Here is a 15,796-nt window from a genome sequence, read left to right on the forward strand (position 1 = left end):
GCCGCGCCTCTCTGCTCGTCATTCCGGATGGCCCGAAGGGCCAGGCGCGGAATCCATTTCGCCGTGAAGCTCGACGGCTTCCGGCTCGATACTTTGTCCCGGCCGGAATGACACCTGATCTACTTGCAGAAAATGAGCCATCTCGCCAAACAGTTTTATCCCGAAGGCGTGCGGTGCGACGACACCATTGTCCGGGGGCGCTGCCCGACCTCTTTTCGGAAGCTGCCGCTGATTATGGCACTCGCACGCCATGGATTTTCCCGACCAGCCGATCAGCCAACCGAACTCGCGGCAAATGGCCGAGGGCGGGCCGTCAGCAGAAATCGTCACAATCCACTCCAACTCGCATCAGGAGGTCGTTCTTGGTCGACGCCGTCATCGTTTCCACCGCCCGCACGCCGATCGGCAAGGCCTATCGCGGCGCGCTCAACGCCACCGAGGGCGCAACCCTGCTCGGCCACGCCATCGGCGAGGCCGTTGCCTGCGCCAAGATTGATCCCAAGGAGGTCGAGGACGTCGTGATGGGGGCGGCCTTCAGCAGGGATCAAGTGGCAGCAACATCGCGCGCAAGGCGCTGCTGCGCGCCGATCTGCCCGTGACCGTTGCCGGCACCACGATCGACCGGCAGTGCGGCTCAGGGCTTCAAGCAATTGCGCTCGCCGCGCGCTCGGTAATCTTCGACGGTGTCGGAACCGCGATCGGCGGCGGCGGCGGCGAGTCGATCAGCCTCGTGCAGAATGACAAGATGAATTCGTTCCACGCGCGAGATCCGGCGCTGCTACAAATGAAGGGCTACGTCTACATGCCCATGATCGACACGGCCGAGGTGGTGGCCAAGCGCTACGGTATCTCGCGCGAAAGGCAGGACGAATATTCGCTGGAAAGCCAGCGCCGCACCGCAGCTGCGCAGCAGGGTGGCAACTTCAAGGAGGAGCTCGCGCCAATCACGACGCAGATGGCGGTGACCGATAAGGCCACCGGCCAAGTCTCCTACAAGGATGTGATGCTGTCGCAGGACGAAGGCCCGCGTCCCGAGACCACCGCCGAAGGACTCGCCAGGCTCAAGCCTGTGCGGGGCGAAGGATTCACCACCACCGCCGGCAATGCTAGCCAGCTTTCAGACGGCGCTAGCGCTTCCGTAATCATGAGCGACAAGGAAGCGGCCAAGCGCGGCTTGAAGCCGCTCGGCATCTTCTGCGGTTTCGTCACCACCGGCTGCGAGCCGGACGAGATGGGCATCGGCCCGGCCTTCGCCGTGGCGCGCCTGCTCAAGCGCCACGGCCTCAAGGTCGAGGACATCGATCTCTGGGAGCTGAATGAAGCCTTCGCTGTGCAGGTGCTGTATTGCCGCGACAAGCTCGGCATCGATCCCGACAAAATCAACGTCGACGGCGGCGCGATCTCGATCGGCTATCCCTACGGCATGTCCGGCGCGCGCCTGTCCGGGCACGCCTTGATCGAGGGCCGTCGCCGCAAAGCCAAATACGCGGTCGTCACCATGTGCGTCGGTGGCGGCATGGGCGCGGCGGGTTTGTTCGAGGTCTTGCGGTAATTCACATCGTCACGGCCTAGTTGCGCAATTGCGCACGCGCGGCCGGGATCCAGACTCCGCAGCCGGAGTGAGGGGCAAGGACGGGAGTGGCTTTCGTAACAACGAAGGCCGGCGGTTATGGGTCCCGGCATTCGGGACGCCAAGGAATCTCACAGGAGGATCCGATGGATCTCGCATTCACGAAGGAAGAGCAGGCGTTTCGCGAGGAAGTCCGGACGTTCTTCCGCGACAACGTGCCGCCGGATACAAGGCGCAAGCTGGTCGAGGGCCGCCACCTCTCCAAGGACGAGATGGTGAATTGGTGGCGTATCCTCAACAAGAAAGGTTGGGGCGTCAGCCACTGGCCCAAGCAATATGGCGGCACCGGCTGGACAAGCGTGCAGCACTACATCTTCACCGAGGAGCTGCAGTCCTATCCGGCGCAGCCGCCGCTCGCCTTTGGCGTCGGCATGGTCGGCCCTGTCATCTACACCTTCGGCAACGAGGAGCAGAAGAAGAAGTACCTGCCCCGCATCGCCGATGTCGATGACTGGTGGTGCCAGGGCTTCTCCGAGCCCGGCTCCGGCTCCGATCTCGCCTCGCTCAAGACTAAGGCCGAGCGCAAGGGCGACAAGTGGATCATCAACGGCCAGAAGACCTGGACCACGCTCGCTCAGCATGCCGACATGATCTTCTGCCTCTGCCGCACCGATCCTGCCGCGAAGAAGCAGATGGGCATCTCCTTCATCGTCTGCAGCATGAAGTCGAAGGGGGTCACGGTACGTCCGATCCAAACCATTGATGGCGGCACCGAGGTCAACGAAGTGTTCTTCGACGACGTGGAAGTTCCTTACGAAAACCTGATCGGCGAGGAGAACAAGGGCTGGGATTACGCAAAATTCCTGCTCGGCCATGAGCGGACCGGCTTGGCTCGCGTCGGCCTCTCCAAGGAGCGGCTGCGCCGCATCCGCGACTTAGCCTCAAAGATCGAGTCCGGCGGCAAGCCGATCATCCAGGATGCCGCGTTCCGCGAGAAGCTGGCGGCCTGCGAAATCGAGCTGAAGGCGCTCGAGCTCACCCAGCTCCGCGTCGTCGCCGACGAAGGCAAGCACGGCAAGGGCAAGCCCAACCCGGCGTCGTCCGTGCTGAAGATCAAGGGCTCCCAGATCCAGCAGACCACCACCGAGCTCTTGATGGAGGTCATCGGGCCGTTCGCCGCGCCCTACGATGTGCACGGCCATGATGACTCGAATGAAGCCATGGAGTGGACCGCCCAGATCGCGCCGAGCTACTTCAACAACCGCAAGGTCTCGATCTACGGCGGCTCCGACGAGATCCAGCGCAACATCATTGCCAAGGCGGTGCTGGGACTTTGACCCGCGAAGCAGCGTAATAAACGGTGTCGTAACCCCTTGTACGCAATTGCGCAGCGGGGGCGGGGACCCAGCACGCCGCGGCGGTCGTGAGCACGGCAGGCGGCTGCGTTTACTGGATCCCCGCCTTCGCGGGGCTGACGTCTGAGGGTGAGGCGACGGCAGGGCAATTCCCGCCGATTTGGAGAGTAACATGGATTTTGATTTGAACGAGGAGCAGCGGCTTCTCAAGGACAGCATCGACGGCCTTTTGACCGATTCCTACGATTTCGAGAGCCGCAAGAAGTACATGAAGGAGAAGGGCGGCTGGAGCAAAGCCGTCTGGAGCAAGCTCGCCGAGCAGGGCCTGCTGGGACTGCCGTTCGCGGAGGCCGATGGTGGCTTCGGCGGCGGCGGTGTCGAGACCATGATCGTGATGGAAGCGCTCGGCAAGGCGCTGGTGCTGGAGCCCTATCTGGCAACCGTGGTGATCGGCGGCGGCTTCCTGCGCCACGCCGGCAGCGATGCGCAGAAGGCGGCGCACGTGCCCGGCATCATCGACGGCAGCAAGACGCTGGCGTTCGCCCAGCTCGAGAAGAACTCGCGCTACGATCTGTTCGACGTCATCACGACGGCGAAGAAGAAGGGCGAGGCTTACGTCATCGACGGCGAGAAGTTCGTCGTGCTCAATGGCGAGAATGCGGACACCCTCATCGTGACCGCGCGCACTAGGGGCGAGCGCCGCGACAAGAGCGGCATCGGTGTGTTCCTGGTGCCGGCCGACGCCAAGGGCGTCGCCAAGAAGTCGTACCCGACCCAGGACGGCCTGCACGCCGCCGACATCACCTTCACCGGCGTCGAGGTCGGCGCGGATGCGGTGCTCGGCAATCCCGACGATTCGTTTGCGCTGATCGAGCGCGTCGTGGATGAGGCCCGCATTGCACTCTGCGCCGAAGCCGTCGGCCTGATGGACGAGTCGCTGAAGACAACAGTCGAGTACATCAAGACGCGCAAGCAGTTCGGTGTCGCGATCGGCTCGTTCCAGTCGCTGCAGCACCGCGCCTCCGACATGTTCGTCGCCACCGAGCAGGCGCGATCGATGTCGATGTTCGCGACCATGGCTGCTGATTTCGAGGACGCCAAGGAGCGCAGCAACGCCGTTGCCGCGGCCAAGGTGCAGATCGGCAAGTCGCTGAAGTTCGTCGGACAGCAGGCGATTCAGCTCCACGGCGGCATCGGCATGACCATGGAGGCGAAGATCGGCCACTACTTCAAGCGCCTGACCATGATCGAGAACACGTTTGGCGATTCCGATTATCACCAGCCCCGCGTGGCCGACGCGGGTGGCTTGATTTAGCCACCGTACTCATGGCATCGCGAAGCGATGAGCCCGGGTTCTCGCGGTACATCGTGAGCGAAGCGAAGCAATCCAGTATCTTTTCCGCGGAGACAGTCTGGATTGCTCACATGGGGAATGTGTCCTGGCGATGCCTGCGGCATAGGCGCGTTTCGTGCCACGGACCTCGATCGTGGCGGGTTCATTGTTCTTGAAGGCATGGGGCGCCGCCTTGCCATGTGGCAGCTTCGTTCGCTCGCCAAAGCTCAGGTTCACGAGATTGATGGGCTCGCCGCCGGCTTTTCTGACCTCCGCGAAGATCTGCGGACAGTCGGCGACCTTTGGCTCCCGCGCCCCCCAATGGCGCGACCAGCCCCAGTGCGCATTCAAGGCTTCAGCGAGAACCGATCCGAGGGAATAGCGATGCATCCGTGACCTTCCTATCGGCCAAGCGCATAGGCCGGGCGACGTGGATCCGCAGCGGCTTCGAGGGTTCCCTTAGGCCGTTGGCGGGCGACGCATACCGCACCCGCGCGCCACGCCCAGTCCGGCCAGACCGCAACGTCGTGACCTAACATCCGGAGATCGGAAATCTGTTGCGGGCCAAGGCGTTCTTCAATGTTGAGGCGGCCCGGATGCGCAGCGTGCGGTTCGAACGAGTCTGGGAAGCTGTAGCTCGCGAACCGAGCCGCCTCGACCGCGGCTTGCGGCGGCATTCCGAAGACTTCCAGGTTCAGCCAGACCTGGAGCAGGGCCTGGAGTTGCACATCGCCGCCCGGGGTCCCCATAGCGGTAAAGGCGCCATCCGCCGCTCGGGCAAGGAACGGCGCGGGTGTCAGGCGCGGCCGCTTGCCGGGCGCGACGCCTGAAGGATGCTGGGGGTCGGCCCACGACTGGCTGCCCCTGGAGGAAGGGCACAGCCCAGTTCCGGTGACCACCGGTGTGTCGTAGGAAACGTCGCTGGGGGTCGCGGAGAACACGTTGCCCTGACGGTCGATAACCGCGAGGTAGGAGGTGTCGAGCGCGGCGAGCTTGGGCGCCGCGAGGACCGCGCCGTCGATCCTCGCACCGCCGCCCAGGTCGCCAGCCGGTGGCATGTCGGGCCAGGCCCGGCGCGGGTCGATTAGCTCCCGCCGGGCGGCGGCATACGCCGGGTCGAGCAGCGAGCCCAAAGGAACATCGGTGAAGCGCGGGTCGCCGAAGTAGCGATGCCGGTCGGCGAAGGCGAGCTTAATGGTCTCGACCAGGGTGTGAACGTAGGCGCTGCTGTTGTGGCCTAGGCCAGCCAGGTCGACGCCCGCCAGCATCGTCAGCATCTGCAGCAGCGCCGGGCCCTAGCACCAGGGGCCGCAGGCGTACATCGTCGATCCGCGGAAGCTGGCACTGACCGGCGGCTCTATGCCGACCTGGAAGTTCGCCAGGTCCTCCATCGACAGCAAGCCGCCATTCTGCTCGTGGAAAGCCACGATCGTTCGCGCGATGTCGCCGCGATAGAAGGCGTCCCGAGCGGCCTTCAGGCCCTCGACACGGCTCCGGCCCCGCGCCGCCGCCTCGCAATCGGCCATGTATTGCAGAGTGCGGCCAAGATCGGACTGGACGAACACATCACCGACCTCGGGCGGACGTCCCCCGGCAGATAGATCGCCGCGGAGCTGGGCCATCTCGCATAGCCCTCGGCGTAGGTGTGCAGCAGGTCCGCCATCAGCGGATACATGACGAAGCCATCACGTGCGAAACCGATGGCGCTTTGCGCCACCTCCGAGAAGCTCATGGTGCCGTAGCGAGCCAGGGCCGTGATCCAGGCGTCCGGCGCGGCTGGAACGACAGTCCGCAGGACGCCCTCCGGGATCGCGCCGCCGTGCTCGCGCATGAAAATATCCGGATCGAGGGCGCGAGGCCAGCAGCCCAGGCCGCTGATGGTGATTACCTCGTCGCGTTCGGCCAGGTAGAGAATGATCGGCGCGACGCCGGCGACGTTAACGAGTTCGCTCTGCACGACGCCCAACACCAGGCCTGCGGCCACGCCAGCGTCGATCGCGTTGCCACCGCTTTCGAGGATCTGCAGCGCGGACTGCGCCGCGAGATAGTGGCCCGCGGAGACGACATGGTTCGTCCCGGCGATGGTCGGACGCAACGAGGCCAGGCCGTGGGCCGTGCCCAGCCCCGACAGGGAATCGATACTCATGGCGCGACCTCGCCTGGGATTGTCGCCGCGCGAGCCGCGTAGCGCTGAGCCAGCACGGCGCAGACGGCGAGCTGGATCTGGTGGAAGACCACGAACGGCAGGATTACCCCGCCGACCGCCGCTGGAAAGAGCGCGCCTGCGATCGGCACGCCGGGCGCCAGGCTCTCTTGGAACCGCAGAAGGCGATGGCGATCTCGTCCTCCCGAGAAAAGCCGAGGCGGCGCGCGCCCCAGATCGTGGCGACCAGCATAACGGCGAGCAGCATGCCACTGAGGATCCCGACCACCATCAGGTCGCCCATGGAAACCCGCGCCCAAAGGCCGTCGACCGCCGCCGAACGCGCCGTAGACCACCAGCAGGATCGATCCGCGATCAACAAGGCTGAGCAGTTGACGACGGCAGCCAACCCAGCCGCCGATGAGCGGCTGCAGGGCGTGCCCGGCGATGAACGGAGCCAGCAGTTCGAACTGGATGATCCGCACCGAACTCCAGGAGAGACCGGCGCCGTGGGGGCTCATGTACAGACCGACTAGGAGCGGCGTCATGAACAGGCCGAAGACGTTGGAAAGCGAGGCGCTGCAAACTGCCGCCGACACATTGCCGCTGCCGATGGCGGTGAAGGCGATCGACCACTGCAGAGTCGACGGGAGCAGGGTCAGGAACAGAAAACCGGCCGCCAGGCTGGGGCTGAGAACGGGTGCGGGCAGGCTCCCGATGGCCAATCCCAGCAGGGGGAAGAGTACGAAGGTCGAGGCCAGCACCGCCAGGTGCAGCCGCCAATGGGACGCGCCCGCCAGTACCGCGACACGGGACAGCTTCGCCCCGTGCAGGAAGAACAGCAGCCCGATGCCGATTTTCGAGGCCTTGCCGAGCATGTGTGCGGTCTCGCCGCGACCGGGGACCGGGAGCCCCAACAGGGGAGCCGCCAGAATGCCGGTGGTGAACGAGTCGCGCCGCAGACGGCGGAGGGTGGTGACGAGCGTGGTCATGCGGCGAGCAGCAGTGGGGTCAGGAGATAGGCCAGCGGCTTGGTGACCGCCTCGTCGCCGGGATGATAGCGGCCGGGCTCGTGCAGAAGGTTCAGGGCGCCCAGGCAGCGTCCGTCGAACAGGATCGGCGTATTGATCACCGAGCCCAGCCCGAGACCCGCCAGTTTCGCATGGTCATCGAAAGCCCATTCAAGGTCGTGCGGGTGGCTTCCGATGAACACCACGCCCCGCACCAGCACATGCTCGGTCCAGGGCAGGCCGCGCTTCGACTTCCTGCCTCCGGCGGGATAGGCCTCGGCGTGGCTGCTGTAGAGGCGCTCGAGCTCCACGGTCGCGGCGTGCAGACGCATCACGGTCAGCAGCCGATGGCCCAGTAGGCGTTGGGCGATCTCGTCGATGACCGGCAGAATCGCCGCTTTCGGGCCAGTCCTCGCCGCCTCGGTGACCCGCGCCAGGTCGTCGCCGCCGATCACAGGAGCACCACGCGCAAAAGGGCCTCCATTGGCGTGGGCAGCGGCGAGACCATGTTCGTCTCGTGCATCATCATCGCGATCACGAACTTCTGCGCCATGCCTCAATTTCCCATTCCCGAATTCCTGACGATCCCGCTCCACGACGTCCAGCCCTGCCGGAAATCCCTCGTTGGCCCGCTCTCCACACCTCGCTCGGGCATAGCAGCCCGGACGCCACAAGGGGCCGACCTCCGCTCGGCCGCGCCGCGCCCAGCAAGCCCTCCGCGGGCAAGGCAAAAATACATTCGGGGCGCAGGGCTTTTGGGCGAAGTTCATCCATCAGCGCTTGATTGCAGCCGGGCCGCCACGCCTGGCGCTGGAATTGATCGACAGCGGGGGTTGCCACACCTGGGCAGGGAACGAGCTGGGGCGCTGATCGACGATCGGCGGGGTGCGATCTCGACCGCGAAGGTGCCTTGACGCGACCGATTGCGTTGGACCGTAGCCTTGATGGGCGCAGGGCGGCGCGTGCGCGAATGCTGGAGATAGAAATCGGCGGAAGAGCCGATCTGACGATGCCGTCGCGGCGAACTCTGCAGTGGAAATCTTCAGATTCGGCGGAGCACGGACGCGATTGCCGCCTGATGGGCAGCCTCATCCGGTAGAAAATATTGGAAACACCGACGGAGCTCTTGCGCGTTGGGGCTGAACCACAACGAAGATCGGTGCAGATCAACCTATCGCCGCAGAATAGCTGCAGTTCACAAACCAGCCGCTCTTCGATCGCCGTCAGGCTGGTCCGCAGGGTCTTTGGCGTATGCGGCCGGTCGGCCACGGTGCTGCGGCCCCGCCAACGCCGGATCGTGGTCTCGCTGACGCCGAGCTCGGCCGCCAGTTTAGCGACCGACCTCTTACTGCGCTGGATGTAGGCTCGCGTCTTCGGCGTCGTCGCGGCGTTGGCGTGCAAGCTCAGCTCCATGACACGAGGCACTTAGATGGCGCCGGTTCAGGACTCGAAGTTACCGACGAGATGACCGACCAATGGCGCCCACAGAGTCCCGAGGAGCGGATGCGCATTCTTGAGGATTTGGTCGCCCGCGCTATGCCGCCTCGCGCCCGGTCGCCGCTTCATCGGCCGAGCACTCCCAAATTCGTTCTCCCTCGACATACGTGCCGAGGACCTTGAGATCGAGCACGTGCTCGGGATCGACGGTGCGTGGGTTCCTATCGAGGAGCGCAAAATCTGCATATTTGCCGACCTCAATGCTCCCGATCTCGTTGTGCTTTCTGAGGTGGAAGGCGGCGTCGATTGTCACGGAGCGGAGGGCCGAGTCGATGTCCATGATCTGATCCCGACCAATGACGTTTCCGGCGCGGCTTCGACGAGTGGTCGCTAGATGTAGGCAAAGGAGCGCGTGCGGCCAAGTCATTGGCGGATCGCAGTGGAGCGAACTCCGCATCCCCTTTCGGACGGCGCTCCCGGCTGGCACAAACTTTGCGGCCGCTTCCGGTCCAAGGAGCGCGTCGCGGAGTGCTTCGCCCCAGTAATACAGGTAAGGCAAGAAGAAGCTGCAGACGACGCCGAGCTTGTTGCAGCGGTCAATTTGATCTTCGCGCAACGTTCCGCAATGTTCGAGCCGAAATGGACGCTTTGCTTCGGGAAACTCATTGAGTGCCACCTCGTACGCATCCAGAACCGAGTCGATCGTGCGATCGCCATGCGTATGGACCGACATTTGATGCCCCCGGGCCGCGTAAGCCTTTATTATTCGCTTCAGCTCTTCGGGCTTGTAGTTCATATGACCGACGCTATCGCGCGGAAGACCCATGCTCGTAAGGGTGATTTCGTTGTTGAGGTATGGCTTCGTCAACCACACGTTCCCCATGAGGACGGACCCATCACCCCACATCTTAATACCGGCCATCGCAAACCGATCGTTTCCTCCCTCAAAGGGAATCGTCTCGATTCCTTCGGGAACAGCCCTCTGATAGCAAAAGACCCGAATGGGCATTTGCTCGCGCTCCAGAGTCTTCTTGTAGAAGACACTCGTCATTGGCGTCAGTCCCATTTCCGAGCTGGTTGTATATCCAGACTTTGAGAACTTCCACAGCCAATCCCGTAACGAGTCGATACCCCGCTGCTCGCCACAGATCGCATAGAAACTCTCGACGATGTAATCGCGCGAGCGCTCCTCAAATTTCCATGGTTCACCATTCTCGTCGCAACGAACATGCCCGCCAGGAACGACGGGAGTCGCTCGAGTGATTTTAAGCGCCTTAAGGGCCGCCGTATTGAGAAATATTCCGTGCATGTTTGACACCTGCACGGCGATCGGAATCGTCGGTGAGAGTTCGTCGAGCTCTGCTTTGCTAGGCTCTTTGGCGCCCACGTGGAGCTGGGCGTCAAGGCCCAGGAACCAGAGGAATTCACCCTCCTTTGCCTTGCTAACTCTCCTTCTTATCTTGGCGAGAGCCGCCTCGTAGGTAGGCGTGTGTACCGATCGAATATCGACCACCGGGTCGCCCCAACACAGAGCGCTAAGCAGAGGATGGCCATGTGCTTCGACGAAACCAGGTAACATCGTGCGCCCGTCGAGATCGACCATGGTGGTTTCGGAACCACGGTAGCTACTTACGGCTTCCCAAGATCCAACGGCGAGTATTTTCCCCTTGGATATCGCCACCGCTTCAACTTGCATCTGGTCGCGATCCATCGTGACGATCGGCCCGCCGTGAAAAATCGTGTCTGCACCCATCTGTGCTTCTCCTCCCTGCTTCCGAGCGTCAAGCGCCGTTGGTTTGCCGTTCAAACATTTCCGTGAGTCTGCCGGTTGGCAGTTCGCCGCGCATTCCTATGAATACGAGTTCGCTTCTCTGGTCGCCCGAGGATGAAAGGCGTAGATCGATCGTCGAGCGCTTGCCGATCAGCTGAAAAACGCCGCTCTGATCGGTCAAATCCGAAAATCGAACGATGCCCTTCGCGCGCAGGATTGACGCAGGAAGAGCCTTTACGATCGCAGCGAAGTTGGCCTGGTTGCCGACATTGCCTGACCAGGACCAGCTCTCAAACGTGCCGGAGTGATCACGAGTCGTGTAAGTGCCGCTGCAGGCGGCACACGATCGATCGCGGCATGGGCTTTCAGTCTGGTCACACCGAAATGTTGTCTTCCGACTCGAACGAGGCCGGTGGAGCGCCTCAACGTCGCTATCGGAGAGCAACATGAACGCCGGAAGGACGGCATTGCGCGTTCTTATAATTCTTATTATAGGCAACGCGCCACGGAGCGTCGCGACGACTTCGTCGGCGACTGCCGGCGTTACCAGGTCGGTCTTGTTGAGTAACACATAGTCCGCGACCGCAGCCTGATCGATCGCCAGCTCAGTGTTTTCGAAGTTGAGGTCCGGAAAGTTCTCGGCATCGACAACGCAAATCGTACGATCGACCTTTAGTCGGCGAGACACCGCCGGCTGCATAAATGCATCGGCGATAGCCATCGGATTCGATACGCCACTCGTCTCGAGCAAAACTCCGTCGAACCTCGGCTCTGAAGACGCGATAGACAGAATTGAACTTAAGAGATCATCTTTGATGCTGCAGCACACACATCCGTTTGTAAGAGAAATGATGGTGTCGCTCTGCGATGCAACGAGCTTCACATCGATGTTGAGCGCGGCAAAATCGTTGACGAGAACAGCCAGCTTCTGCCGAGTCTCCTGCAGGATGTTGTTCAGAAGAGTCGTCTTACCGGCACCCAGAAAGCCGGACACGATCGTAACCGGTAATTGTTGCTCCCGGGCGAAATGCAGCATCGCGGCATATCCTCGGTGCCTGCGGCAACGGTTACGCTCGTCCGTCGCCCATCACACCGTTCCTGAACGAAGTGCGCGTGGTGGAGCACCACTGAAATTCGCAACGACGAAACGACGATCTGAATAAATTATCGTGATAATTCTGTCAATGTGAATGTTTGTATAGGAATTTCATGTCTGTGACTGTGCTTCGGGCCGGAAAGGACGACGCCACTTGCAGGAATAGCAATGGCAGTTCAGCGCCATCACCAGCCCAACCGGTTGAAATATCACCGGGGCATTCATGCATTCAGGCGGAATGCGCCCAAACAATTTCGGGGGAACAGACCGTTTGTAAGACGACCGAGTGTCCACTTCATTTTGTGGGATCAATCCTGCCAAGGGGAGGACCGCCGTCGCGATTACGGAAACGGGCCCGGTGGGGACAGGCTCGCTGCTCCGGTGAGGGCGATGCTTCGCCAACATGCGCCGCTTCATGGTGAGATCGCCAGCCCGTTTGAGCGTGTCCATTTCTCTTACGGGACCGGCCCGACTCGCTGTAGCCAGAGCCGGTCGCTCGGGAATGAATGCACGGGGGTTGCACGATCATCAATCCCAAGGAAGCCACGTGATTAAGTGGTGACGAGCCGCCGGTACGCCGTTTTTCTTGCCCGATTGTTCGCGCCGCCGGCGGAGGTGGCAACGATTGGTCCCCGTGCTCCTTCGAGATCACGTCTGTATGGGTTTTATCGGATTACGGCTCGATCGATTCTCGGATGTCCTCACTTGTGGACGGTGAATCTAGTAGTGCGGGGGCGTAATCACCCATACGACTTTAGCGGGTACCGTTCCAGGATTTGCGCAGCGATGTTGCGAAGTGCTGCTGAAGGAGAAGCTGTCTCCTTCCTCAAGCTGAAACAGTTTCCCGTCGACCCAAAGGTCCAGTTGCCCCGCGATCAGAATCCCCGCCTCGTTGCCGTCATGGCTGTATTCCCCGCTATCGGCCCCCGGTTCAATCGTACTCAAAAGCAGTTCTAGCGGCCCCGCGAGGTTGGGAGAGAGAAGCTCCTCGGCGATCCCGATGCCGGTGAAGGTCAATCGGCGGCGGTGCGCCTTGCGAACGACGATGTCCCGTTCGCCGGGCGTGGCCTGCATGTTCCCGTTGAAAAACCAATTCATATGCACGCCGAGAACGTCGCTCAGCTTTTTTAGTACCCCGATCGGCAGCTTCGATTGGTTTCGTTCGACCTGGCTCAAATAGCCGACCGAAATGTCGGCGGCTTGAGCTAGCTGGGTCAGCGTCAGCTTCTTGATCTTGCGCAGCTCGCGGATCTGCCCGCCGACGGCAGCCTCCAGATCCATGCCGCCTTTCGCTTCAGAGGCCGCCCATTCATCAGCTGCGCGTATCGGTCTAATCGCCATCGACTCTCTCGTCCTTCAACGCGGGCGGCTTTGCTGTCACGACCAGCCGTCTGCAACCCAGCAAGCCACTTCCACCAGTCAAACCGCCGAATGGCTTAATCATTGTAGGGCCTGCAACATGAGCGTCCCAACTGCCCGATTCTTTATAGGAGCCACAACTTCGGAAAAAAATACCTTTAAGCGTGAAAAACACCATTCACATCCGTGAAAAAATGTGAGATATTTTCACAATCGGTCGTTTGGAGCTTTAGGTGTGACGGATCTTCCAAAGTCGGCTCAAGTCGTCATTGTCGGTGGCGGTATCATGGGTTGCAGCCTCGCCTACCATCTCACTCTTCGTGGTTGGACGGATGTCGTTTTGCTTGAACGCAAGCAGCTTACCTCCGGAACGACATGGCACGCCGCCGGCCTAGTTGGTCAACTCGGAGCAACCCACAACCTGACGCGGTTGGCCCAATACACGACCGAACTGTATGACCAACTCGAAAGAGAGACTGGTCAAAACACTGGCTACCGTCAGATCGGATCGTTGGCGATTGCCGGTCATCAGGAGCGCTTCGAAGAGTTGAAGCGCGGAGCCTCAATGGCTCGTTGTTTCGGGCTGGAAGTAAACGTCCTGACTGCGAAGGAGGCGGGCGATCTTTGGCCGTTGATGACGACCGAGGATCTTGTGGGTGCGGTCCATCTTCCCAAAGATGGCCAGACTAATCCAGTGGACACGACGCATGCGCTGGCGAGGGGTGCCAAGATTCGCGGGGCGAAGATATTTGAGGGCACTGCTGTAACCGAGATCATGATCGAAAACGGCCATGCGCTCGGTGTTCGCACCAAGGACAGCGAAATCGCTGCCGAATTTGTGGTCAATTGCGCGGGCATGTGGGCGCGGGACCTCGCTGCAAGCGTGGGAACGACCGTGCCGCTTCACGCAGCCGAACACTTCTATGTCGTCACCGAGCCGCTGCCCGATATAAAAAAGCATCTTCCCGTGCTGCGGGACCCGGATGCCTGCACGTATTTCAAGGAAGATGCCGGCAAGTTGCTGGTCGGCTGGTTCGAACCGGTTGCAAAGCCCTGGGGTATGGAGGGGATTCCCGAGAGTTTTGAGTTCGATACGTTGCCGGATGATTTCGAGCACATCGAGCCGCTGCTTGAGGGCGCGATCCGTCGCGTTCCGTTGCTGGCGAAGACGGGAATCCAGTTGTTCTTCAATGGACCGGAGAGTTTCACCCCGGATGATCGTTATATGCTGGGCGAGACGCCGGAGGTGCGAAATCTGTTCGTGGCGGCAGGCTTCAATTCCATTGGTATTCGTTCTGCTGGTGGAGCAGGCAAGGTGCTTGCCGATTGGATTGTCGATGGTCATCCGCCGATGGACCTGTGGGACGTCGATATACGGCGCATCATGCCTTTCCAATCCAATCGTCGCTATCTACGGGATCGAACGGTCGAGTCGCTTGGCTTGCTGTACGCGATGCACTGGCCGTTCCGGCAGGCGGAGACGGCGAGAGGCGTCCGACGTTCGGCACTACACGATCGCTTGCTCTCGCGGGGGGCCTGCTTCGGCGAGGTCGCGGGCTTCGAACGACCCAATTGGTATGCGCCAAAGGGGCACGAGGCCAAGTATGAATACAGTTTCGGGCGGCAAAACTGGTTCGACTATTCCGCGGCGGAGCATCGCGCGGTGCGCGAGAGCGTCGGGCTGTTCGACCAATCGTCCTTCGCCAAATTCGTGTTCGAGGGCGAGGACGCTGAGCACGTTCTCAATCAAATTTGTGCGAACAACGTCTCGGTTCCGGTCGGGCGCATCGTGTATACTCAGTGGCTCAACAAGCGTGGTGGCATTGAGGCGGATCTGACGATCACCCGCGAAGGCGAAAAGCGCTTTCTCATCGTAACCGCGGTCGCCACCCAGGTCAGGGACTTCGCCTGGTTGAAGCGCAACATTCCGGAAGGTGTCCGGGCGGTGGCCGTCGACGTCAGTTCGGCCTACTCCGTCCTCGGCGTGATGGGTCCGAAGTCCAGGAGTTTGTTGAGCAAGCTGACGAATGCCGATCTGTCGAACGGTGCGTTTCCATTTGCGGCCTCGAAGGTCATCGACCTTGGTTATGCCAAGGTGCGGGCAAGCCGCATTACCTATGTCGGCGAACTGGGATGGGAATTGTACGTTCCGACCGAGTTCGTCCAGGGCGTATTCGACGTTCTCGTCGAAGAGGGTGCTTCATTCGACATGCGCCTAGCCGGCTACCATGCGATGAATTCATTGCGAATGGAGAAGGGTTACCGGCACTGGGGCCACGACATCACCGACGAAGATACCCCGCTGGAGGCCGGGCTCGGCTTCGCGGTCGCTTGGTCGAAGCCGCACGGATTCATCGGGCGCGATGCCTTGCTGCGTCAAAAGGAGGTGGGACCCAAACGCAAGATGGTTCACATAGCGCTCGAGGATCCCGCGCAACTGCTCTACCACAATGAACCGATTTGGCACGACGGTCGGCTCGTAGGGCGCGTCACATCCGGCATGTACGGTCACAGCATCGGAGCCTCTCTTGGTCTGGGCTATGTCGAGAACCCCGACGGCGGAGGAGTGGATGCGGCCTATTTGCAGAGCGGCAAATTGGAGATCGAGGTCGCGGGCGTGCGTGTGCCCGCACGTGCTTCGCTGCGCGCGTTCTATGATCCGGCGAACAATCGGGTGAAGGACGTCGAAGGTGCTGTCACCGTGTCTGCGGCGGCTTCCTGA

11 protein-coding genes and 2 pseudogenes are annotated in these 15,796 nt (G+C 61.6%); 4 read left to right on the forward strand and 9 right to left on the reverse strand.

Annotated elements, in window-relative coordinates; all coding sequences use genetic code 11:
• Positions 1–18 precede the first annotated feature (18 nt).
• A complete protein-coding gene (locus IVB23_RS27510) occupies positions 19–330 on the reverse strand; it encodes a hypothetical protein (RefSeq protein ID WP_247800689.1) in 312 nt (103 codons plus the stop codon).
• Positions 331–362: 32 nt separating this feature from the next.
• On the opposite strand from IVB23_RS27510, the pseudogene IVB23_RS27515 reads away from it, so the two are divergent.
• The 3 genes and pseudogenes from IVB23_RS27515 (at position 363) to pimD (ending at position 4,240) form a co-directional block, all read left to right on the forward strand.
• Positions 363–1,552 (forward strand): annotated as a pseudogene (locus IVB23_RS27515) (acetyl-CoA C-acyltransferase).
• Positions 1,553–1,716: 164 nt separating this feature from the next.
• Positions 1,717–2,907, forward strand: a complete 1,191-nt coding sequence (gene pimC, locus IVB23_RS27520) for a pimeloyl-CoA dehydrogenase large subunit (protein ID WP_247800690.1) — start codon at positions 1,717–1,719, stop codon at positions 2,905–2,907.
• Positions 2,908–3,097: 190 nt separating this feature from the next.
• Entirely contained in the window at positions 3,098–4,240 is a 1,143-nt protein-coding gene (gene pimD / locus IVB23_RS27525) for a pimeloyl-CoA dehydrogenase small subunit (RefSeq protein ID WP_247800691.1), read from the forward strand.
• A gap of 419 nt (positions 4,241–4,659) precedes the next feature.
• Here pimD and IVB23_RS27530 read toward each other — a convergent pair whose 3' ends face one another.
• From IVB23_RS27530 to IVB23_RS27565, 8 genes and pseudogenes are all read right to left on the reverse strand, one after another.
• Positions 4,660–5,535, reverse strand: coding sequence for a gamma-glutamyltransferase (locus IVB23_RS27530; RefSeq protein ID WP_247800692.1), 876 nt, complete (start codon positions 5,533–5,535; stop codon positions 4,660–4,662).
• 18 nt (positions 5,536–5,553) lie between these two features.
• On the reverse strand, positions 5,554–5,823 hold the full coding sequence (locus tag IVB23_RS27535; protein WP_247800693.1) for a gamma-glutamyltransferase: 270 nt from the start codon (positions 5,821–5,823) through the stop codon (positions 5,554–5,556).
• Entirely contained in the window at positions 5,733–6,404 is a 672-nt protein-coding gene (locus IVB23_RS27540; protein ID WP_247800694.1) for a gamma-glutamyltransferase, read from the reverse strand. Before IVB23_RS27540 ends, IVB23_RS27535 begins: the two co-directional genes overlap by 91 nt.
• Positions 6,401–7,393: pseudogene (locus IVB23_RS27545) on the reverse strand (bile acid:sodium symporter family protein). The gene IVB23_RS27540 and the pseudogene IVB23_RS27545 overlap by 4 nt, the downstream one beginning before the upstream one ends.
• The gene (locus IVB23_RS27550; RefSeq protein WP_247800695.1) at positions 7,390–7,866 is read right to left on the reverse strand and encodes a GAF domain-containing protein; all 477 of its coding nucleotides are present in this window, start codon (positions 7,864–7,866) and stop codon (positions 7,390–7,392) included. The pseudogene IVB23_RS27545 and the gene IVB23_RS27550 overlap by 4 nt, the downstream one beginning before the upstream one ends.
• Before the next feature lie 1,079 nt (positions 7,867–8,945).
• Positions 8,946–10,601 (reverse strand): amidohydrolase, encoded by a 1,656-nt coding sequence (locus tag IVB23_RS27555; RefSeq protein WP_247800696.1) that lies wholly within the window; start codon positions 10,599–10,601, stop codon positions 8,946–8,948.
• A 28-nt stretch (positions 10,602–10,629) separates the two neighbouring features.
• Positions 10,630–11,655 carry a CobW family GTP-binding protein gene (locus tag IVB23_RS27560; protein ID WP_247800697.1) on the reverse strand — a complete coding sequence of 342 codons (1,026 nt, stop codon included), beginning with the start codon at positions 11,653–11,655 and terminating at the stop codon, positions 10,630–10,632.
• 780 nt (positions 11,656–12,435) lie between these two features.
• The gene (locus tag IVB23_RS27565; protein ID WP_247800698.1) at positions 12,436–13,056 is read right to left on the reverse strand and encodes an XRE family transcriptional regulator; all 621 of its coding nucleotides are present in this window, start codon (positions 13,054–13,056) and stop codon (positions 12,436–12,438) included.
• A gap of 253 nt (positions 13,057–13,309) precedes the next feature.
• Here IVB23_RS27565 and IVB23_RS27570 point away from each other — a divergent pair, with 253 nt between their 5' ends.
• Positions 13,310–15,796 (forward strand): FAD-dependent oxidoreductase, encoded by a 2,487-nt coding sequence (locus IVB23_RS27570; protein ID WP_247800699.1) that lies wholly within the window; start codon positions 13,310–13,312, stop codon positions 15,794–15,796.

Source organism: Bradyrhizobium sp. 191, assembly GCF_023100985.1.
GTDB classification, from domain to species: domain Bacteria; phylum Pseudomonadota; class Alphaproteobacteria; order Rhizobiales; family Xanthobacteraceae; genus Bradyrhizobium; species Bradyrhizobium diversitatis.